17 protein-coding genes are annotated in these 20,627 nt (G+C 73.7%); 8 read left to right on the forward strand and 9 right to left on the reverse strand.

Annotated elements, in window-relative coordinates; all coding sequences use genetic code 11:
- Positions 1-42: 42 nt before the first annotated feature.
- The 5 genes from nrdF to FE251_RS00245 all read left to right on the forward strand — a co-directional run bounded on the left by nrdF (position 43) and on the right by FE251_RS00245 (position 4,133).
- Positions 43-1,014: a class 1b ribonucleoside-diphosphate reductase subunit beta gene (gene nrdF / locus FE251_RS00225; protein ID WP_139072582.1), complete on the forward strand. Its 972-nt coding sequence runs from the start codon at positions 43-45 to the stop codon at positions 1,012-1,014.
- A 35-nt stretch (positions 1,015-1,049) separates the two neighbouring features.
- Positions 1,050-1,568, forward strand: a complete 519-nt coding sequence (locus FE251_RS00230; protein ID WP_230976477.1) for a GNAT family N-acetyltransferase — start codon at positions 1,050-1,052, stop codon at positions 1,566-1,568.
- A 75-nt stretch (positions 1,569-1,643) separates the two neighbouring features.
- Positions 1,644-2,486 (forward strand): SDR family oxidoreductase, encoded by an 843-nt coding sequence (locus FE251_RS00235; protein ID WP_139072583.1) that lies wholly within the window; start codon positions 1,644-1,646, stop codon positions 2,484-2,486.
- Positions 2,487-2,582: 96 nt separating this feature from the next.
- On the forward strand, positions 2,583-3,155 hold the full coding sequence (locus FE251_RS00240) for a P-loop NTPase family protein (protein WP_139072584.1): 573 nt from the start codon (positions 2,583-2,585) through the stop codon (positions 3,153-3,155).
- A 93-nt stretch (positions 3,156-3,248) separates the two neighbouring features.
- The gene (locus tag FE251_RS00245; protein ID WP_139072585.1) at positions 3,249-4,133 is read left to right on the forward strand and encodes a macrolide 2'-phosphotransferase; all 885 of its coding nucleotides are present in this window, start codon (positions 3,249-3,251) and stop codon (positions 4,131-4,133) included.
- Between the two features lie 10 nt (positions 4,134-4,143).
- On the opposite strand, the gene FE251_RS00250 is transcribed toward FE251_RS00245, so the two are convergent.
- The 4 genes from FE251_RS00250 to FE251_RS00265 form a co-directional block, all read right to left on the reverse strand.
- A complete protein-coding gene (locus FE251_RS00250) occupies positions 4,144-5,475 on the reverse strand; it encodes an MFS transporter (RefSeq protein WP_139947338.1) in 1,332 nt (443 codons plus the stop codon).
- Positions 5,476-5,572: 97 nt separating this feature from the next.
- On the reverse strand, positions 5,573-6,610 hold the full coding sequence (locus FE251_RS00255; RefSeq protein ID WP_139949204.1) for an LLM class F420-dependent oxidoreductase: 1,038 nt from the start codon (positions 6,608-6,610) through the stop codon (positions 5,573-5,575).
- Positions 6,611-6,636: 26 nt separating this feature from the next.
- Positions 6,637-7,569 (reverse strand): LLM class F420-dependent oxidoreductase, encoded by a 933-nt coding sequence (locus FE251_RS00260; protein ID WP_139072588.1) that lies wholly within the window; start codon positions 7,567-7,569, stop codon positions 6,637-6,639.
- A 267-nt stretch (positions 7,570-7,836) separates the two neighbouring features.
- Complete coding sequence (locus FE251_RS00265; protein ID WP_139072589.1) at positions 7,837-9,213, reverse strand: ABC transporter substrate-binding protein; 1,377 nt, start codon at positions 9,211-9,213, stop codon at positions 7,837-7,839.
- 335 nt (positions 9,214-9,548) lie between these two features.
- Here FE251_RS00265 and FE251_RS00270 point away from each other — a divergent pair, with 335 nt between their 5' ends.
- The 3 genes from FE251_RS00270 to FE251_RS00280 all read left to right on the forward strand — a co-directional run bounded on the left by FE251_RS00270 (position 9,549) and on the right by FE251_RS00280 (position 15,128).
- A complete protein-coding gene (locus tag FE251_RS00270; RefSeq protein WP_139072590.1) occupies positions 9,549-11,153 on the forward strand; it encodes an exo-beta-N-acetylmuramidase NamZ family protein in 1,605 nt (534 codons plus the stop codon).
- Positions 11,154-11,359: 206 nt separating this feature from the next.
- Entirely contained in the window at positions 11,360-14,230 is a 2,871-nt protein-coding gene (locus FE251_RS00275) for an FAD-binding and (Fe-S)-binding domain-containing protein (RefSeq protein WP_139949205.1), read from the forward strand.
- Positions 14,231-14,294: 64 nt separating this feature from the next.
- Positions 14,295-15,128 (forward strand): siderophore-interacting protein, encoded by an 834-nt coding sequence (locus FE251_RS00280; protein WP_139072592.1) that lies wholly within the window; start codon positions 14,295-14,297, stop codon positions 15,126-15,128.
- A gap of 262 nt (positions 15,129-15,390) precedes the next feature.
- On the opposite strand, the gene FE251_RS00285 is transcribed toward FE251_RS00280, so the two are convergent.
- Genes FE251_RS00285 through FE251_RS00305 form a run of 5 tightly spaced genes read right to left on the reverse strand, consistent with a single transcriptional unit; the run spans position 15,391 to position 20,479 of the window.
- A complete protein-coding gene (locus FE251_RS00285; protein WP_139947340.1) occupies positions 15,391-16,314 on the reverse strand; it encodes an N-acetylglucosamine kinase in 924 nt (307 codons plus the stop codon).
- Between the two features lie 4 nt (positions 16,315-16,318).
- A complete protein-coding gene (locus tag FE251_RS00290) occupies positions 16,319-17,236 on the reverse strand; it encodes a carbohydrate ABC transporter permease (protein ID WP_139072594.1) in 918 nt (305 codons plus the stop codon).
- Positions 17,233-18,204, reverse strand: coding sequence for a carbohydrate ABC transporter permease (locus FE251_RS00295; protein ID WP_230976478.1), 972 nt, complete (start codon positions 18,202-18,204; stop codon positions 17,233-17,235). Before FE251_RS00295 ends, FE251_RS00290 begins: the two co-directional genes overlap by 4 nt.
- Positions 18,201-19,526, reverse strand: coding sequence for an extracellular solute-binding protein (locus FE251_RS00300; protein WP_230976479.1), 1,326 nt, complete (start codon positions 19,524-19,526; stop codon positions 18,201-18,203). The genes FE251_RS00295 and FE251_RS00300 overlap by 4 nt, the downstream gene beginning before the upstream one ends.
- Positions 19,523-20,479 (reverse strand): N-acetylmuramic acid 6-phosphate etherase, encoded by a 957-nt coding sequence (locus FE251_RS00305; RefSeq protein ID WP_139072595.1) that lies wholly within the window; start codon positions 20,477-20,479, stop codon positions 19,523-19,525. The genes FE251_RS00300 and FE251_RS00305 overlap by 4 nt, the downstream gene beginning before the upstream one ends.
- Between the last annotated feature and the right edge of the window lie 148 nt (positions 20,480-20,627).

The raw sequence follows: 20,627 nt of genomic DNA on the forward strand, positions 1-20,627 counted from the left end.
CCGCTGACCCCCGTCGCACCAGAAGAGAGAACGAGAAACACCGTGGAGAAGCTCAAGCTCGTCGACCGGGTCCAGGCGATCAACTGGAACCGGGTCGAGGACGAGAAGGACGTCGAGGTCTGGGACCGCCTCACCGGCAACTTCTGGCTGCCGGAGAAGGTGCCGCTGTCCAACGACATCCAGTCGTGGAACACGCTCAGCCCCGCCGAGCAGACCATGACGACCCGGGTGTTCACCGGCCTCACCCTGCTCGACACGATCCAGGGCACCGTCGGGGCCGTGAGCCTCATCCCCGACGCCGTGACGCCCCACGAGGAGGCGGTGTACACGAACATCGCCTTCATGGAGTCGGTCCACGCGAAGAGCTACTCCTCGATCTTCTCCACCCTCATCTCCACCCGGGAGATCGACGCCGCGTTCGCGTGGTCGGAGGAGAACGAGAACCTCCAGCGCAAGGCCGCGATCGTCATGGAGTACTACCGCGGTGATGACCCGGAGAAGCGCAAGGTCGCCTCGACGATGCTCGAGTCGTTCCTCTTCTACTCCGGCTTCTACGCCCCGATGTACTGGTCCTCGCGGGCCAAGCTCACCAACACCGCGGACCTCATCCGCCTCATCATCCGCGACGAGGCCGTCCACGGGTACTACATCGGCTACAAGTTCCAGCGGGCCGTGGAGAAGGCGTCCCCGCAGCGGCGCCAGGAGCTCAAGGACTACACCTTCGACCTGCTCCTGGAGCTCTACGAGAACGAGGAGCAGTACACCGAGGACCTCTACGGTCCCCTCGGGCTCACCCAGGACGTCAACGCCTTCCTGCGCTACAACGCCAACAAGGCGCTGATGAACCTCGGTTACGAGGGGCTGTTCCCCAAGGACCAGACCGACGTCAACCCGGCGATCCTGTCCGCGCTGAGCCCCAACGCCGACGAGAACCACGACTTCTTCTCCGGCTCCGGCTCGAGCTACGTCATCGGCAAGGCCGTGGACACCGAGGACGAGGACTGGGACTTCTGAGCGACCCGACCGACGGCCCGGTGCCGGAGCCGACCATGCACACCGCCCCGCTGCGGGTGGTGTCCATGGACGCCCGGCACTGGCCGGCGGTCGAGGCGATCTACGCCGAGGGCATCGCCGGCGGCCAGGCCACCTTCGAGGCGGCCACCCCGAGCTGGGAGGCCTTCGACCAGGGCCGGCTGCGCGCCCACCGGTTCGTGTGCCTCGACGACGACGCCGTCCTCGGGTGGGCCACGGTGAGCGCGGTCTCCACACGTGCCGCCTACGCGGGCGTGGTGGAGGACTCGGTGTACGTCGCCGGCGCCGCGCGCGGGCGGGGCGTGGGCCGCCTCCTCCTCGACGCCCTCGTCCGCTCGACGGAGGAGGCGGGGATCTGGACGCTCCAGTCCTCCGTGTTCCCGGAGAACCTGCCGAGCCTCGCGCTGCACCTGGGCGCCGGCTTCCGTGAGGTCGGCATCCGCCGGCGGATCGCCCGGATGGAGCGCGGGCCGTTCGCCGGGAGCTGGCGCGACATCGTGCTGCTCGAGCGGCGCAGCCCTGTCGTCGGCGCCTGACTCCGAACGGGACCTTGGGCCCACCTCCCGGGGTGCGGCAGGAGAAGAGTTGGGTCACCAACGAAGGAGGGTCCCATGTCCCGTATTTACGTCATCACCGGAGCAGGATCGGGGATCGGCGCCGCCGCGGCACGGCTGCTGCGTGAGGCAGGCGCGACCGTCGTCGGCGTGGACCTCCGGGGGACCGAGGTCACGGCCGACCTGTCGACCCCCGAGGGCCGTCGCCAGGGCGTGGCCGACGCCGTCGAGGCGGCCGGCGGGACGGTCGACGCCGTCATCGCCTCGGCCGGTGTCTCGGCCGTCAGCCCGCTCACCGTCTCGGTGAACTACTACGGCGTCACCGAGTTCCTCGAGGGGATCCGCCCGACGCTGGCCCGGTCCGCCGCGCCGCGCGTCGCCGTCGTCAGCTCGATGTCCTCGCTGCAGCCCAACTACCCGCCGCTCGTCCAGGCGATGCTCGAGGGTGACGAGGCGACTGCCCGGGCGATGGCCGAGCAGCTCGCTGCCGACCCGCGGGCCGGCGGCCTCATCTACGCGTCGTCCAAGCGGGCGATCTCCCGCTGGGTCCGCGCCCAGTCCGTGACTGCGGAGTGGGCGGGCGCGGGCATCGCGCTCAACGCCGTGGCGCCGGGCATCGTCAAGACCCCGATGACCGAGGAGCTGCGCGCGACCCCGGAGTCCGTCGCCTTCCTCGACGCCGTCGTCCCGATGCCGCTGAACTACCACCAGCCGCCGGAGTCCATCGCCAACCTGTGCATCTGGCTCACCTCGGTGGAGAACTCCCACTGCGCGGGCCAGACGATCTACTGCGACGGCGGTTCCGACGTCGTCATGCGCGGTGAGGACGCCTGGAGCTGGGCCGACGAGCGGGTCGGGAAGTACTTCGCCGAGCTCATGGCGGGGGACACGGCCCACTGACCGGCCGGTCCGGCGCGGCTGCCTCCACCGCGCCGGACCCGCCCGGGGGCGACGCGGGCTGCGTCGTGGCCGGGTGCCGGCGCGTAGCATGCCGCCGTGCTCCCCTTCGACGCACGGCTGCCCGGGCGGCCGCAGCGGGTGCTCGTCGCGGGCGTCTCCGGCTCGGGCAAGACGACCGTCGCCCGCGACGTGGCCGCGGTGCTCGACGCGCCCCACACCGAGCTGGACTCCCTGTTCCACGGTCCCGGCTGGGTGCCGCGGGCGGAGTTCTGCGACGAGGTCCGCGCGCTGGCGGCGCGCGAGACGTGGACCACCGAGTGGCAGTACGCGGCCGCCCGCCCGCTGCTCCTCGAGCGTGCCGACCTCCTCGTCTGGCTCGACCTGCCGTTCGCCACGGTGACGCTGCCGCGGCTCGTGCGCCGCACGGTGCGCCGGCGGGTGAGGCGCGAGGTGCTGTGGAACGGGAACGTCGAGCCGCCGCTGCACACCGTTCTCACCGACCGGGAGCACGTCGTGCGATGGGCAGTCACGCACAGGGCAGGGAACCGGGCACGGGTCACGGCGGCCGCCCAGCAGCTCCCGCACCTGCCCGTCGTCCGCCTCAGGTCGCCCCGCGAGGTCACCGCGTGGCTCAGCGGCCCTCTCGCGGAGTCCGCCGGCGCGGGGTGAGCGCCGCGCTCCGGGCACGGACGCGCCGGTGAGAGGAAGTGGCACGACCGGCAACGGGTGCGGTACGACCTGCCCCCTGGGAGAGTCTTCTCCATGACGGGTGACGCCGACCTACTCGCCCGGGCCGCGGCCCACGGCCTGCAGCTGCGGCCGCGCACCCTGCGGCACAACGACGCCGGCCTCGACTTCCACGTGGCCTACGCCCACGACGTCCACGGGCGGGAGTGGGTGCTGCGGGTTCCGCGTCGCCCGGACGTCCAGGCGGCCGTCGAGCAGGAGCAGGCGATCCTCGCCTTCGCCTCGCGCCACCTGCCCGTGGCCGTGCCCGACTGGCACGTCGTGGCCCCCGACCTCGTCGCCTACCCGCTGCTGCCCGGCCGGCCCGGCCTGACGATCCAGGGTGAGGACGTCGTGTGGCACCTCGACCCGGGATCCGAGCAGTACGCCGCCGAGCTCGGCCGCCTGCTCGCCGCGCTGCACGCCGCCCCGGTGGACGAGGCGGAGGGGGTGGGTGTGGAGGTCCGCAGCCCGGCGGAGGTCCGCGAACGCTGGGCCGAGGACATCGACAGGGTCGCGGCTGAGTTCGAGGTCCACCTCGAGCTGCGTCGTCGGCTGGATGCCTGGCTCGAGGACGACGGGCTGTGGCCCGAGGAGACCGTCTTCACCCATGGCGAGCTCTACCCGGCACACGTTCTCATCGAGGACGACGACGCCGTCTCGGGCGTCCTGGACTGGACGACGGCCCGGGTGGACGACCCGGCGCGGGACTTCATGTACCAGCACGCCTTCGCGCCGCCCGAGGCGTTCGCCGCGACCGTCGCCGCCTACGCGGAGGCGGGCGGCCGGGACTGGCCGCGGCTGGAGGAGCGGTGCGCTGCGCTCATGGCGGCCGGTCCGGTGGGCTACGGCCTGTTCGCGTTGACGACGGGCCGTGAGGAGCACCGGGCCGCCGCGCAGGCGCAGCTGGCGGGAGAGTAGCGGGCGACCCCTACTCCTCCTCGAGGGCGGCGCCCTTGAGCTCGGGCAGGAAGAGGGCACCGACCATGGCGACGACGAACGCGATCCCGAAGGCGAGGAAGGCGACCGAGCTGCCGCCGCGGCCGACGAGCCACGGCACGGCGAGCGGCGCGATGATCGAGGCGAGCCGGCCGAAGGCGGCGGCGGAGCCGGAGCCGGTTCCCCGCAGCGCCGTCGGGTAGACCTCCGGGCTCACCGCGTACAGCGCCCCCCACGCCCCGAGGTTGAACGCGGACAGTGCCATGCCGGCGGCGATGATCGCCGGGACGGTGGTCGCCTGGCCGAAGAGCAGCGCCGCCACCGCCGAGCCGGCGAGGAAGGCGGCGAGGGTCGCCCGGCGGCCCCACTTCTCGATGAGGAACGCCGCGAGGGCGTAGCCGGGGAGCTGGGCGAGGGTGATGATCAGTGTGTACTCGAAGGACTTGACCAGGGAGAAGCCCTGGGCGACGAGCAGGGACGGCAGCCAGATGAACGCGCCGTAGTAGGCGAAGTTCACCCCGAACCACACGACCCACAGGGCCGCGGTGCGCCGGCGGAAGCGCGGTGCCCACAGCGTGCGCCAGCGCGGCGGGGCGGACTCCTCGACGACGCCGGGGGAGGGCACGGGCTCGATCCCGGCGGCCTCCTCGTAGGTCCGGACCGCGGCCTCGGCCTCCTCGACACGGCCCTTGCGCTCGAGGAAGCGCACGGACTCCGGCAGGTGCAGCCGCACGTAGAGCGCGTAGAACGCCGGGACCATGCCGATGACGAACGCCCAGCGCCACCCGTTCTCACCGGGCACGACGAAGTAGCCGATGAGGGCCGCGGCGATCCACCCGACCGCCCAGAAGGCCTCGAGGATGACGACGACCCGGCCGCGGATGCTCTTCGGGGCGTACTCGCTGACGAGCGTCGAGGCGACGGGCAGCTCGGCGCCCAGCCCCAGGCCGACGACGAAGCGCAGGACGATGAGCGCGACCAGCCCGGTGGCGAGGGCCGACGCGCCGGTGGCCAGGCCGTAGACGAGGAGGGTGAGGGCGAAGACCTGCCGGCGGCCGATGCGGTCGGCGAGCAGCCCGCCGACGCTCGCACCGATCGCCATGCCGACGAAGCCCGCCGAGACGATCCACGACCGCTGACCGTCGCTGAGGCCCCACTCCACGCCCAGCGCCGCGATGACGAAGGAGATGAGACCGACGTCCATGGCGTCCAGCGCCCAGCCGATGCCGGAGCCGCCGAGGAGCCGGCGGTGCGGGCGGGTGAAGGGAAGCCGGTCCAGGCGCTGGGCCCGGGTGAGCGAGGCGGTCTGGGTGTGCTCGGCCATCGAGGTGCTCTCTTTCGCCGTGGGAGGCGGACCGCGTCACCCTACACCCTTACGCTCGCGCTGAGCATAAGCGGTCCGTGACGCGAGGACGCGGGACTCAGGGCCGCAGCGCCTCCAGGGCCGCGGGGACGGCCGCGGGCGGCAGCTGGAGGAGGACACCGGTGGCCACCGTCCCCTCCCAGGCGCGCAGCTGGGCGCGGACCTGGTCGGGCCGCCCCGCCAGGGCGACGTCGAGGACGAGCTCGGTCGGCACCGCGCGTGCCGCTCCCTCCCGGTCCCCGGCGGCCCACAGCCGGGCGATCTGCGCGCACGCGGCGTCGTGACCGAGCCGCTCGACCGCCTCGCGGTGGAAGTTCGAGCGCTCCGAGCCCATCCCGCCGACGTACAGCGCGAGGTGCGGGCGCAGCAGGTCCGCCGCCGCCTCGACGTCGGCGCCCACCGCCAGCGGCAGGCTGACGTTGACCTCGAACCGGTCGGCCGGCGCGAGCCGGGGGTCGCGTCGGGCGAAGCCCGCGGCGAGCTGCTCGCGCGCCCAGCCGTCGAGCCGGGGGGAGAGGAACGCGGGCAGCCAGCCGTCGGCGATCTCCGCGGCCAGCGCGACGTTCCTCGGCCCTTGGGCCGCGAGGTGGATGGGCAGGTCCGCGCGCAGCGGGTGGACCGTGGGGCGCAGCGCCTTGCCCTCCCCGGTCGTCCCCTCCCCGGTGAGCGGGAGGCGCACCTGACGGCCCTCGAGGTGCACGGGCGCCTCGCGCCGGAGCACCTGGCGCACGACGTCGACGTACTCGCGGGTGCGCTCCAGCGGCCGCGGGTAGGGCCGGCCGTACCAGCCCTCGACGACCTGCGGGCCGGAGGCGCCGAGCCCGAGCACGAAGCGCCCGCCGGAGAGGTGGTCGAGGGTGAGGGCGGCCATCGCCGTCGCCGTGGGCGTGCGTGCCGAGATCTGGGCGATGCCGGTGCCGAGGCGTACCCGGGAGGTCCGGGCGCCCCACCACGCGAGCGGCGTGAGCGCGTCGGACCCGTAGGCCTCGGCGGTCCACACCGAGTCCACGCCCGCCGCGTCGGCGAGCTCGACGGCGCGCGCCGCCCCCTCCGGCGGCCCGGCGGACCAGTAGCCCAGGTGCAGGCCGGTGCGCAGGGGTCGGCGCGCGCCGTCGTCGTCCGTCATGCCGAGGCGGGGAGGTGGGCCATGACCTCGCTCGCGACGAGGTCGAGGTGCTCGAGGTCGCCGAGGTCCAGGCACTGGAGGTAGACGCGGGTGATGCCCTGCTCGCGGAGCGCGGCGAGACCGTCGAGGACCTCCTGGGGCGTGCCGGCCAGGCCGTTGCGGCGCAGCTCCTCGGGGTCGCGGCCGATGACGGCGGCCCGGCGGGCGACCTCGGCGTCGTCACGGCCCACGCACGCGACGAACGCGGCGGAGTAGACGAGCTCGTCGGGGTCGCGGCCGACCTCCTCGCAGGCGGCGCGGACCCGGTCGCGCTGGGCGGCGACGGCGGCCTTCTCCGGGAAGGACTGGTTGTACTCGGCCGCGAACCGGGCGGCCAGGCGCGGCGTCCGGCGGGGTCCGTTGCCGCCGACGACGACGGGCAGCGGGCTCTGCACCGGCTTGGGCAGGGCGGGGGAGTCGGTGAGCTGGTAGTGCTCACCGGAGTGGCTGAAGGTCTCCCCGACCGGGGTGGCCCACAGCCCGGTGACGATCTCGAGCTGCTCGGTGAGCAGGCCGAAGCGCTTGTCGGGGAAGGGGATGCCGTAGGCGGCGTGCTCCTCGGCGAACCACCCGGCGCCCAGGCCGAGCTCGACCCGCCCGCCGGACATCTCGTCGACCTGGGCCACCTGGATGGCGAGCACGCCAGGCAGGCGGAAGGTCGCGGAGGAGACGAGGGTGCCGAGGCGGATCGTCGAGGTCTCGCGGGCGAGGCCGGCGAGCGTGGTCCACGCGTCGGTGGGGCCGGGCAGCGGGTCACCGGCGCCCATGCGCAGGTAGTGGTCGGAGCGGAAGAAGCCGGAGAAGCCGAGCTGCTCGGCGCGCTGCGCGAGGGCGAGCTGGTCACCGTAGGTGGCCCCCTGCTGGGGCTCGACGAAGATGCGAAGGTCCATGCCCCTAGCCTGCCAGGGCGTGGGAGCACCCGCGGGCTCCTGGTCTTGGCCAGGGTGCCGTGGTGGACGATGCCACGGCTCCCGCGGGTGCCGGTGACTGCCGGGATCTCGCCGCCGTTCGGCGGTGGGACCGACAGGTCCGTCCGTCGGACGGCTAGCGGACAGCCACCTCACGTGTCCATGCGTTGCTCATCTTCTGGACCACCTCCTTCCACGTGTACCGACGACGGTACGCCCGGGCGGCGGGGGTGTCACCGGGTTTTCTCCTCAGGGGCTGAGGATCGCCAGGGCGGTGGTCTGGGCGGCCGTGAGGGCCTCCTGCGTGGGGATCTCGCCGCGGAACAGGCGGGCGAGGAGTGGACGGACGGCCTCGAGGGCGTCGGCCACCCGTGGGCCGGTGGGCGCGCTGACGGCGGGGACGTCGAGCGCGGCGGAGACGTCCACGCCCCGCAGCGCCCAAGCCTCCCGGTACAGGTCCTGCGCCCCTGCGGCGGCCGGGATGCCCACGCCGTGGCCGGCGAGGGCGGACTGCCCGTTGCTCGAGGCGAGCCACTGCAGCACCTGGGCGGTGGCCTCCGGCTGCTCGCTCGCCGCGTTGGCCGCGGCCCCGACGCCGTCGACGACGGTGGCCGCGCCCTCGGGTCCGGCAGGGACCGGGGCGAGGCCCCACTCGGCCTGGGCGTGGCTCTGCAGGTGGGGCAGGTCTGCGGAGGTCGACTGGTACAGCGCGAGTCGCCCGCCGGTGAAGAGCTGGCGGGCGGTGACGTCCGCCGCCCGGGCGCCCTCGTCGGGCAGTGCGGCGAGGTAGGAGAACGTCGCCCGGCCCGCGGGGCCGTCGAGCACGAGGTCCTGCGGCCCCTCCGAACGGGCCCCGAGCTGGGCGAGGAACGGCAGCCAGACGGCCGGGGAGGTGAGGTCGGTGTTGTAGCCGTACTCGGCGACGGCGGCGGGGTCGAAGCCCTCCTCCGTCGCGCTCCGGCCGGAGGAGTCGCGGGTCAGTGCGCGCACCGCCGCGCGCAGCGTGTCGTCCGTGGGGGCGGTCTCCTGCGCCGTCTCCGGCGCGGGCTCGGAGCTGGACGCGGGGGCGGAGGTCGCGACGAGGACGTCCTCCTCGACGGCGGCCGGGTCCCAGGTGAGCGCCGCCGGGTCCACGCCCGACCGCTCGACGAGCTCGGTGTTGTAGAACAGGACGGTCGCGTCCCACAGCTGGGGCACCGCCCACAGCTCCCCGTCCGCCGCGTAGGGCTCGGCCAGCTCCGGGGCCCACGTCTCCTGGTCCTCGCCGATCACCTCGCCGAGGGGCAGGAGGTGACCGGAGCCGGCCTCGGCGGCGACGTCCTCGCTCGTCGTCCAGAAGATGTCGGCCATCGTGCCCGCCGCGAGGTCGGAGGCGGCGGCCTCGGCGTAGGCGTCGTGGGGGACGACCTCGACGTCGACGTGGACGCCGGGGTGGATGGCGTTGAACGCGTCGAAGGACTCGCGGTAGGCGTCCGCGGCGGCCTCGTCCCACAGCCGGAACGTCACGGTCGACAGGCCCGCGGAGGCGAGGTGGGCGGAGTCCTCCCCCGGCGGCTCGCCGCATCCCGCCATGGCGAACGCCAGCGCGGCGGCCGCGACGGCGCAGGCGTGCGCCCGGCGGGACATGCATCCTCCTGGGATCGGATCCGGTAAAGCGTACCGGCTGATCCTGACTCTCCGCTGACCTTTTCGCGGGACGGACCAGGGGAAGTCCTCGCCGGCCCATGAAGGGTGTGTGTAAAGGAGTTCTGTACAGCTGGCGCTACGGGGTAAGGATTGACACCACCTGCGCGGCAGCCCTAGCGTGACCCACGCCACGCCGGAGTGATGGAGGGGATCATCCGTATGCGCACACGCCGCCGACTGGCCACGACAGCCGCCGCCGGGCTCCTGCTCGCGGGACTCACGCCCGCCGCCGCCTCGGCGCCTGTCCTACCCACCCCAACGAAGGAGTGAAGGTCATGACCCTACGAAAGCCCTCCCGGGCCGGCGTCGCCCTCGCGATCGCCCTGTCCGGGGCGCTGACGCTCGGCGTCGGCAGCACCACCGGAGCCGACCGCGGACCGGGCGGACCCGGCCACGGTGACTCCCCGGAACCCGACGGACCGACCGTCGAGCTCGGCGTCGAGGTCCTCCTCGAGGACCAGCTCGACCTGCTCGAGGGCAAGCGCGTCGGTCTCATCACCAACCCCACCGGCGTGGACAGCGAGCTCACCCACACGATGGACCTCCTCGTCGAGCACCAGGAGGAGGGCGGCTACGAGCTCACCGCCCTCTACGCGCCGGAGCACGGCATCCTCGGCGGCGCACCCGCCGGCGCCCAGGTCCCCAACTACGAGGACCCGCGCACCGGCCTCACCGTGTGGTCCCTCTACGGCGCCACCCAGCGGCCCACCGCCGAGATGCTCGCGGACGTCGACGTCCTGCTCTTCGACATCCAGGACATCGGCGCCCGCTTCTACACCTACATCTGGACGATGTACTACGCGATGGACGCCGCGGCGGAGTTCGGCAAGGACTTCGTCGTCCTCGACCGGCCGAACCCCCTCGGCGACCGGATGGACGGGCCGGTCCTCGACCCGTCGGTCTCCTCCTTCGTCGGGCTGCGCGAGATCCCCATGCAGCACGGCCTCACCGTCGGTGAGCTCGCCGCCCTGTTCAACGGCGAGTTCCTCGAGGAGCCGGTGGAGAACTTCCACGTCGTGCAGATGGAGGGCTACGACCCCGACGACTTCGTCGACGGCTACGGCCTGGAGTGGGTGCTGCCCTCCCCGAACATCCCCACGCTCGAGACGGCGTGGGCCTACGCCGGCACCGGCCTCATCGAGTCGCTCGACGCCTCGGAGGGTCGCGGCACGACCAAGCCGTTCCTGTGGATCGGGCACGGGGACCTGGACGAGGTCGAGGCGTACGCGCTCGCCGAGGACCTCAACTCCCGCGGCCTCGAGGGCGTCCACTTCCGGCCGATGTTCGCCAACCCGGCCGCCGGGCAGAAACAGGGCGGGCGTCTCTCCGGCGGCGTCGAGGTCCACATCACGGACCCGGCCTCCTACGTCCCGGTGCGCACCGGCCTGCACGTCCTCCAGGCGTTCTACGACACCCCCGAGGTCGACTGGCGCGAGGGGACGATCTACCCCAACCAGCGCTGCGAGACCGAGGCCGACACGTGCTGGATCGACCGGCTCACCGGTGACAAGGACGTGCGTCTCCAGCTCGAGGCGGGCGTCGACCCCGACGAGATCATCGCCGGCTGGGCCGAGGAGCTCGCGGCCTTCGACGCGCTCGCCGACGACTACCGCCTCTACGAGGTGTCCGTCGACGGCATCCGCTCCGCGCTCGACCGGCACGTCGCCGCCGGCGCGGTGGCCGGGCCGGTCGTCGGCCAGCTCACCCAGGCCCTGGACCAGGCCGAGCGGCACCTCGCGTCCGGCAAGACCCGGCAGGCCGAGCAGGCCCTCGACCGGTTCGTCCGCCACCTCCAGAGCCCGAGCCGCCGCGACACGGTGACCGAGGAGGCAGGCGCCGACCTGCTTCAGCGGGTCGACCGCCTGCGCGACCGCCTGTGAGCAGAGGCGGGCCCGGGCCGACCCGGCCCGGGCCCGCCCCACACACCCACACCCTGCCCGCCCCACACACCACACCCACACCCTGCCCGCCCCCGACCCCAGCGGACCGCCCCCTGGCCCCCTCCCGCGACAGCCGACTTCCGCGCGACAGCCGACTTCCGCGCGAGAGCGGGGTTCTGCGCGGGCCGCTACGAGAGACTGACGCCGTGACGAAGACGCCGCACCTCGCCCCGCTCGCCGCGGCCGCCGGCGCGGGCGGGCTGAGCACCCGGGAGGTCGACCGCGCGCGCCTCGCCCACGACGCCTCCCACTACCTCCTGCGCCCGCAGGCCGTCGTCACCGCGACGTCGGTCGAGCAGGTCGCGGCCGTCATGGCCGCCGCCGGCCGGGCGACCCCGCCCGTGCCGCTCACCTTCCGCGCGGGCGGCACGAGCCTGTCCGGCCAGGCCGTCACGGACGGCGTCCTCGTCGACGTCCGCCGCCACCAGCAGGACGTCGAGGTGCTCGACGACGGCGCCCGCGTGCGCTGCCGCCCGGGCGCGGTCCTGCGGCGGGTCAACGCCGCCCTCGCCCGCCACGGCCGGCGCCTGGGCCCCGACCCGGCGAGCGAGATCGCCTGCACCGTCGGCGGGGTGGTCGCCAACAACTCCTCGGGGATGACCTCGGGCACCGCCGCGACGGCCTACCGCACGCTGGACTCGGTGGTCCTCGCGCTGCCCAGCGGCACGGTCGTGGACACCGCCGCCCCGGCCGCCGACGCGCTGCTCGCCGCGCGCGAGCCCGAGCTGCACGCCGGCCTGCTCCGCCTGCGCGACCACGTGCGCTCGCGGCCCGACCTGCGCCGCGCCGTCGAGCACCAGTTCTCGATGAAGAACACCATGGGCTACGGGATCAACGCGCTGCTCGACCACGACTCCGCCGTCGACATCCTCGCCCACCTGCTCGTCGGCTCGGAGGGCACCCTCGCCTACCTCGCCGAGGTCACCCTGCGCACCGTGCCCGTCCTGCCGCACGCGGCGACGGCGCTGCTCGTGCTCGACTCCATCGGCGCCGCGACCGCCGCGCTGCCGACGGTCATCGCGACCTCCGCCGTCTCCGTCGAGCTCATGGACGCCGCGGCGCTGCGGGTGGCCCAGCGCGACCCTCGCGCCGACCCCGTCCTGCGTGAGCTCGCCGTCGACCGGCACACCGCCCTGCTCGTCGAGCTCCAGCACGCGACGGCGGACGGCCTCGCCGAGCTCGCCGCCGGCGCCGAGCCGCTGCTCGCCGGCCTGTCCCCGGCCGCGGCGACGCCGCTCACCACCGACCCCCGCGCGCGGGCGGCGATGTGGCAGGTGCGCAAGGGCCTGTACGCGGCCGTCGCCGGCGCCCGCCCGACCGGCACGACGGCCATGCTCGAGGACGTCGTCGTCCCCGGGCCCGCCCTCACCGACACGGTGCGTGCCCTGGAGGGTCTGCTCGCCCGGTACGGCTACGACGACGCCGTGACGTTCGGCCACGCCAAGGACGCCAACCTCCACTTCATGGTCAACCCCGACCTCGGCGACCCGCGGGCCCGCGACGCCTACGCCGCGTTCAGCGAGGAGCTCGCCGGGCTCGTGCTCGACGCCGGCGGCTCGCTCAAGGCCGAGCACGGCACCGGCCGGATGATGGCCCCGTTCGTGCGCCGCCAGTACGGCGCGGAGCTCTACGAGGTCATGCGCGAGATCAAGCGGCTGTGCGACCCGCGCGGCGTGCTCGCCCCCGGCGTCGTCATCAGCGACGACCCGACCATCCACCTGCGCGACCTCAAGCGCCCCGCGCAGGTCCACCCCGAGCTCGACCGGTGCGTCGAGTGCGGCTTCTGCGAGCCCGCCTGCCCCTCCCGCCACACGACGACGACGCCCCGCCAGCGCATCGCCCTCCTGCGCGAGGCCGCCGACTCCGGTCCCGAGCGGCGGGCCGAGCTCGAGGACGCCTACGACTACGCCGCCGTCCAGACGTGTGCCGCTGACTCGCTGTGCCGCGTCTCCTGCCCGGTCGACATCGACACCGGCGCGGTGATGAAGCAGCGCCGCGCCGCGGCCAACGGGCCGCTCGCCCAGGCGGTCGGGCGGCGCCTGGCCGGGGCGTGGGGCACCGCGACGACGACGCTGCGCGCCGGTCTCGCCGTCGCCGACCACGTCCCCGGGCCGGTCCTGTCGGCGGCGACGACGGCGGTGCGCGCCGTCGTCGGGGAGCGTGGGCGCGACCTCCTCCCGCACGTCGACGGCTCCCTGCCCGGCCCGGGCAGCCCGCGCAGCCGGATGGTCGGCCCGGTCGCGCCCGGGACCCACGACGCCGTGTTCTTCCCCGCGTGCATCGGCTCGCTCTTCGCTCCCGAGGGGGACGGCACGCTCGGCGCCGGGGCGGCGTTCGCCGCGCTGTGCGAGCGGGCGGGGGTGCGGCTCGCGGTGCCCGAGGGGATCGACGGGCTGTGCTGCGGGACGGTCTGGGAGTCCAAGGGCCTGGTCGACGGCGCGGTCCTCATGGCCGGGCGGGTCGCGGACTCGGTGTGGGAGCTCACCGACGGCGGACGCCTGCCGCTCGTGTGCGACGCCGCGAGCTGCACCCACGGCCTCGCCTCGATCGGCAAGCGGCTCACCGGACCGGCGGCCCAGCGGTGGGCGCGGGTGCGCGTCGTCGACGCCGTCACCTACACCCGCGAGGTCCTCCTCGACCGGTTCGACGTGCCCGCGGGCGCGCTGCTCGACCGGCTCGTGGTCCACCCGACGTGCTCCACCGTCCACCTCGGCGCGGTCGAGGACCTCACCGCCGTCGCCGGCGCCGTGGCCCGGGAGGTCACCGTCCCCGCGGAGTGGGGGTGCTGCGGGACGGCGGGGGACCGCGGGATGCTCCACCCCGAGCTGCCAGCAGGGGCCACCGAGCGGGAGGCTGCCGAGATCGCCGCCGCCGAGCGCGCCGCGGGGCCGTTCGACGCCTACGCCTCGTCCAACCGCACCTGCGAGATGGGGATGACGGCGGCCACCGGCCGTCCCTACCGGCACGTCCTCGAGCTGCTCGAGGAGGGCACCCGACCGGCCGCCGGCCGGGCGTGAGGCGGGCGGCACGCCCACTGGACGTACAGTGGACGGCGCATCCCGCGACCCGAGAAGGAGCCCTGTGACCGAGCGCCCCGTCCGTCGTCGGCGTCCGCAGACCGTCCTCGAGGTGCTCCGCAGGGAGACCCTCACGCCCTCGATGGTGCGGCTCTACCTCGGCGGGCCCGGCCTCGCGTCCTTCACCGACAACGAGTGCACCGACCGGTACGTCAAGCTCTACTTCGTGCGCCCGGAGCTCGGTCTCGAGCCGCCCTACGACGTCGCCGAGCTGCGCGAGCGGCTCGCGCCCGAGGACCTGCCGGTCACCCGCACCTACACGGTCCGCGCGCTCGACACGGCCGCGGGCTGGCTGGCGATCGACGTCGTCGTCCACGGCGACGAGGGCCTCGCGGGGCCCTGGGCGGCACGCGCGCAGCCGGGGGAGCGGGTCGTGCTCTCCGGGCCGGGCGGCGCCTACCGCCCCGACCCGACGGCGGACTGGCACCTCCTCGCGGGGGACGAGTCGGCGCTCCCGGCGATCGCGGCCGCCCTGGAGGCGCTGCCCGACGACGCGCGGGGAGTGGCGTTCATCGAGGTCGGCGGGCCGCAGGACGAGCTGCCGCTGCGCGCGCCCGCCTGCGTCGAGGTGCGGTGGCTGCACCGGGCGCCCGCGGCCCCGGGGACGTCCCGGGTGCTGCCCGAGGCGGTCGCCGGGTACGACTGGCCGCAGGGGCGGGTCCAGGTGTTCGCCCACGGGGAGCGCGAGGCGATGAAGGCGCTGCGCGAGGTGTTCTTCACCCAGCGCGGGCTCGAGCGCTCGCAGGTCTCGCTGTCGGGCTACTGGGCCTACGGCCGCACCGAGGACCGCTTCCAGGCCGAGAAGCGCGAGCCGGTCGGCAAGATCTTCGCCGACTGAGGCCCGCTGGTTCTGCGACCTCGTCGGCCGAGCCTCCCCACCGACGGCAGGAAGAGGCTCCGCGACACGTCAGGCTGCCCCATGTCGCGGGGCAGTCTGACGTGTCCGGACACCTACCTCCCCGGGCGGGCGCGCCGCACGCCCCTCACTGTGCGCCCACTGCTGGACCGCGGCCCCGTTGCTGCGTCCGTGCGCCCGGTGGAGCGGGCGCACGGTGGGCCTTGAGGGCGCACAGTCGGGCTACCTACCACCCCGCGCGCGCTCAGTGGACGGTGAGCAGCGGCTCGGCCGGGGTGAGGTCCCCGGCCAGCCAGCGGCGGGCGAGGAGCTCGGCACCGTCGAGCGACGTGCCGCGCGGGGGCTCGAGGACGACGTCGGGCCGTGCCTCGGCCAGCGCCTCGCGCATCGTCTCGAGCACCACCCGCGACCCGAAGATCCCGCCGGTCCACGAGGCGAGCGGCGGCACCGGGGGGCGCAGCGCCGCGGTGAGGCTGCGGGCGAGCTCGTGCCCGGCGCGGCGCAGGATCGCGACGGCCACGTCCTCGTCCTGCCCCGCGAGGGCGACGACGTCGGGCACGACGGAGGCGAGCACCCCAGCCCGGTCCTCGCGCGTGTAGATCTGCCGCGGCCAGGACTCCGGCTCACCGAGCCGGGCCACCGCGGCGGCGAGCAGGCCGCCGGCGTCCGAGCGGCGCCCATCGTGCTGCTCGAGCGCCGCCTCCAGCGCCCGCATCCCGATCCACGAGCCGGAGCCGGCGTCCCCCAGGACGTGACCCCAGCCGTCGACCTTGCGCCAGCACCCGGCGAGGTCGGTGCCCAGCGCGGTCGAGCCGGTGCCGGTGAGGACGACGGCCCCCGCCCGGCCCCCGAGCGCGCCCACCGCGGAGGTGACGGCGTCGGAGGCGACGACGGTCGGGACGTCGCCGAGGGCGGCGCGGACGGCGTCGAGCACCACCTGCGGGCCGTCGGCGAGGGTGAGGAGACCGCTGGAGCCCACGGCCACCGCCGCGACGTCCCCCGGGCGCAGGGCCAGGTCGGCGACGAGCGCGGCGACGAGCGGGGCGGCGACGAGCCCGCGCGCGTCCACCCGCAGCCGGTCCCCGGCGGTCTCCCGCGCCCCGCCCGGGCCGGTGAGGCGAGCGCGGGAGCCGGAGCCGCCGAGGTCGACGGCGAGGACGGCGCTCACGCCGCTACTTTCCCATCCCCGACGTGAGGCCGGCGATGATCTGCCTCGTCGCGACGAGGAACAGGAGGATGAGCGGCAGCGTGGCGATGACGAGCCCGGCGAAGAGCGTGGACCAGTCGGTCTGGTACTCCCCGAAGAACGTCGTCAGCCCGACCGGGAGGGTGTAGTTCTCCCGGTTGCGGATGAGGATGAGCGGGTAGAAGAAGTCGTTCCAGATCGGCACGAACCGGAAGACGATGACGGTGGCGATGGCCGGGCGCACGAGCGGGGCCATGACCGACCAGAACATCCGGAACGGGCCGGCGCCGTCGAGCCGCGCCGCCTCCTCCAGCTCACCCGGCAGCTGCCGGAAGAACGTCGTGAGGACGAACACCGAGAACGGGATGCTCACCGCCGCGTAGACCATGACGAGACCGAGCCTGGTGCTGATGAGCCCGAAGGAGTCCAGCAGGTAGAAGATCGGCACGATCATGAGGAAGACCGGCATCATCAGCCCGGAGATGAAGATCGCCTCGACGACCGACATGATCCGGCCCTTCGCCCGGGCCAGCGCGTAGGCCGCGAGCAGGGAGACCGCCGTCGCGATCACCACCGAGGTGACGGTGACGATGATCGAGTTCATGAAGTACGTCGAGAACGACGCCTCGATCCACGCCCGCTGGTAGCTGGTGAAGTCCGGCCGCAGCGGCACCCCGAGCGGCTCGGTGGCCAGCTCCCGGTTCGTGCGCAGGGAGTTGAGCAGCATGATGAGCAGCGGGACGGTCGCGACCGCCGCGTAGATCCACAGCGCCGCGCTCGTCGCCGCCGCGGCCCAGCCCCGGTCCCGGCGCCCCGGCCGGTTCGGCCGGAGCGTCGGGTCGGAGATGACGGGCGGGAGGTCGGGCGAACCGGGCTGCTGCGTCGTCGGGAGGGCGGCGCTCATCCGAGGATCTTCCTCTCCGTGCGACGGAACCACCGGGTGAAGACGGTGGACAGGCCGAAGATGAACAGGAACAGGAGGATTGCGATCGCCGACGACGTCCCGATGGCGTTCGAGGACCCGGACTCGAAGGCCGTGCGGTAGAAGACGAGCGAGAGCACGTCGGTCGCGCCGGCCGGGCTGCCCGTCGACCCGCCGAGGGCGTAGGGGATCGGGAAGGCCTCCATCGTGAAGATGAACGTCAGGACGCTCACCGTGCCGATGATGGGCGTGAGCAGCGGCAGCGTGATCGCGAAGAACCGCTGCGGCCCGGACGCGCCGTCGAGCTCCGCGGCCTCGTCCAGCTCCTGCGGCAGGCCACCGAGGGCCGCCCCGTAGAGCAGGAGCGGGAAGCCGACCCACTGCCACGCGGTGACGAGGACGACCACCCACAGCGCCGTCGACGGCGTGCCCAGCCACGGCAGGGCGAGGGAGTCCAGGCCCACCGCCTTGAGCGCGGCGTTGACCGGCCCGAACAGCGGGGAGAGCAGCAGCGACCACAGGTAGCCGACGACGAGCGGGCTCACCAGGTACGGCATCGTGTACAGCACCTGGAAGAAGCGCCGGAAGCGCGCGCGGCGGTGGAGGATGACCGCGAAGAACAGGCCCACCGAGTTCTGCACGATCATCGCCCCGCCGAACATCAGCAGGTTGTGCCCGAACGCGCGCGGGACCGAGCTGCGGTACGGCTCGGCCGTGAAGAGGTGGACGAAGTTCGCCAGCCCGACGAACTCCTCCTGGCTGGTGCCGCGCCAGGAGTACATCGAGTAGGTCACCGCGGTGGCCATCGGGTAGAGCACGAAGATCCCGAAGAGGACCGCCGCGGGGGCGATGAAGAGCAGGGCGACCCGGGTGGGCAGCGCCGCCGTCATGGTGCGGCGGCGGCGCTGCCCCGGCTCCACCGGGGCCGTCTGCGCGGCTGTGGCGGTCACTGGCCCGGGGTGAACCACTCGCTCAGACCGGCCTGGACGTCCTGCGCGACCTGCGCGGGCTCCTTGTCGCCGAGGAAGAGCTCCTGGACACCGGCGCCGATGAGGTCGGTGCCCGTCGGGTCGCCGTAGCGGAAGTTCACCAGCTGCAGGTAGGGCGCGGGGCTCTCCTGGTACAGGTCCCACATCTCCTGCATGAGCGGCTCGTCGAAGGAGACGCCGGGGACGGGGGAGAACTGCTTGAGGTCGTTGGCGACCATCTGGCCGAACTCCTGCGTGGCGAGCCACTGGATGAGGGTCTCGGCCTCCTCCTGGTGGGTGCTGTTGGCGCTCAGGCCCCAGTTGCCGTCCGCGTAGGCCGGGGTGACGGCCTGGTCGAGCGCGGAGCCCGGGGGCGGCGGGACCTGGAAGACGCCGAGCTCCATCTCCGGGTTCTCCGCCTGGAAGAACCCGAGCTCGAAGGAGCCGCCGGGGAACATCGCTGCCTGCTCGGTGGTGAACAGGACCTGGGACTCGGTGTAGCTCACGCCGACGACGTTCTCCGGCATGTACTGCTGGAGGTCGACGACGGTCTGGAGGGAGTCGACGTAGGCCTGGTCGGTGAACTCGGTGTCACCGGCGAGGATCGCCTGCTCGAACTCGCTGCCGCCGTACTGGGCGGAGCCGAGGATGTCGTGGACGATCGGCATCATCCACGCGTCGAGCCCGCCGACGGCCATCGGGGTGACGCCGGCCTCGGCGAGGGACTCGTTGAGGGCGACGAACTCCTCCCACGTCGTCGGCTCCTCGAGGCCGTTCTCCTCGAAGATCGCCGTGTTGTAGTACATCTGCAGGGTCTGGGAGGCGAAGGGGACGCCGTAGGTGGCGCCGTCCTCGCGGCCCTTCGCGCCGGCGAGGATGGTCTCGTCGAACTCCGCGACCTCGGGGACGATGTCGTCCAGCGCCACGAGGTTGCCGCCCTCGACGAGCGGCTGGAGCAGGCCGTAGCTGCGGACCTGCGCGATGTCGGGGCCGTCGCTGCCGGTGAGGCCGGTCTGCAGGATCTGGTTGTACTCGGTGTTGACGAAGGCCTGGAAGTCGACCGAGATGCAGGGGTTGGCCTCCTCGAAGGCCGGGAAGATCACGTCGTTGTAGGTGTCGGCGTCCTCGGTGCGCCAGGACCACACCCGCAGGGTGACCTCCTCGGCGCACTCGCCACCGTCGGCGGTCTGCTCGGAGGAGGTGTCCTCGTCGCCCGGGTCGGGGGCGTCGGTGGACGGTGCGCAGGCGGCGAGGAGGAGGCTGGCGGACAGCGCTGTCGCGATGACGGTGCGGCGTTGCATCATGGTTCCCTTCGTGACGGGGTGCTGTGGCTGGGGCTGGACAGGGACTGCACTGCACCCCGGACGACGCCACCGGCGTCCTCCAGGGCGGCTCGGGCGCCGGGGGGATCGGCGTCCGCGAGGGTCATGACGAGCGCGACCTTGAGGTCGCCGTCGGCCTCCTCGAGGAGCTCCTCGCACACCGACCGGTCGAGCCCGGTGGCCTGGTGGAGGATCGTCACGGTCCGGGCGCGCAGCTTCTGGTTCGTGGCGACCATCGAGACCATGAGGTTGGACCACGTGCGCCCGAGCCGCACCATGAGCGCGGTCGAGAAGCTGTGCAGGACGAGCTTCTGGGCGGTGGCCGACTTCATCCGGGTGGACCCGGTGAGCGCCTCGGGGCCGGTGTCGACGACGATCGCGACCTCGACGAGCTCGCGCAGCGCCGAGCGCGGGTTGGACGTGACGAGCGCGGTGAACGCGCCGTTCGCGGCGGCGTGCTCGAGCGCGCCGGCGACGTAGGGGGTGCGCCCGGAGGCGGCGAGGCCGATGACGACGTCGCCCTCACCGACGTCCCCGAGCTCGCGGCGCCCGGCGGCGGCGTCGTCCTCGACGTTCTCCGCGGCGCGCACGATCGCCGGCGCGCCGCCGGCGAGGTGGGCGGTGACCACGCCCTCCTCCAGGCGGAAGGTGGGGAGCAGCTCGGCGGCGTCGACGACGCCGATCCGGCCGCTCGTCCCGGCGCCGACGTAGTGGACCGTCCCGCCGGCCCGCACCCGCTCGGCTGCGGCGTCGACGAGCCCTGCGAGGGCGGGCAGGGTCGCCCCGACGGCGTAGGGCACGAGCTGGTCCTCGGCGTTGATGAGCCGCAGCAGCTGCAGCGTGTCGACGACGTCCATCTCGACCGTGCGCGGGTTGCGCTCCTCGGTGGGGGAGTCGACGAGGACCCCCCACCGGGTGTCTCCCGCTCGCGTCATCGCTCCGCTCCTCGCATCTTCCGGCTGGACGGGTGCGGCTGGAACGCCCCCGTCGTGACAGTCTGGTGGCGCAGACGATGCCCCGTCGGCGGGGGGAAGTCAAGGAGTTTCGTCGTAGTAAGATCGATGAGAACTAAATTTCATCCCG

It is taken from the genome of Georgenia wutianyii, from assembly GCF_006349365.1.
In the GTDB taxonomy this organism is placed as follows: Bacteria; Actinomycetota; Actinomycetes; order Actinomycetales; family Actinomycetaceae; genus Oceanitalea; species Oceanitalea wutianyii.

Bases quoted from the DNA above. Each gene is read 5' to 3' on its own strand.
- FE251_RS00230 (WP_230976477.1), top strand. From the start codon at position 1,050: ATGCACACCGCCCCGCTGCGGGTGGTGTCCATGGACGCCCGGCACTGG.
- FE251_RS00250 (WP_139947338.1), bottom strand. From the start codon at position 5,475: ATGGCCGAGCACACCCAGACCGCCTCGCTCACCCGGGCCCAGCGCCTG.
- FE251_RS00260 (WP_139072588.1), bottom strand. From the start codon at position 7,569: ATGGACCTTCGCATCTTCGTCGAGCCCCAGCAGGGGGCCACCTACGGT.
- FE251_RS00235 (WP_139072583.1), top strand. From the start codon at position 1,644: ATGTCCCGTATTTACGTCATCACCGGAGCAGGATCGGGGATCGGCGCC.
- FE251_RS00265 (WP_139072589.1), bottom strand. From the start codon at position 9,213: ATGTCCCGCCGGGCGCACGCCTGCGCCGTCGCGGCCGCCGCGCTGGCG.
- FE251_RS00245 (WP_139072585.1), top strand. From the start codon at position 3,249: ATGACGGGTGACGCCGACCTACTCGCCCGGGCCGCGGCCCACGGCCTG.
- FE251_RS00270 (WP_139072590.1), top strand. From the start codon at position 9,549: ATGACCCTACGAAAGCCCTCCCGGGCCGGCGTCGCCCTCGCGATCGCC.
- FE251_RS00300 (WP_230976479.1), bottom strand. From the start codon at position 19,526: ATGATGCAACGCCGCACCGTCATCGCGACAGCGCTGTCCGCCAGCCTC.
- FE251_RS00305 (WP_139072595.1), bottom strand. From the start codon at position 20,479: ATGACGCGAGCGGGAGACACCCGGTGGGGGGTCCTCGTCGACTCCCCC.
- FE251_RS00290 (WP_139072594.1), bottom strand. From the start codon at position 17,236: ATGAGCGCCGCCCTCCCGACGACGCAGCAGCCCGGTTCGCCCGACCTC.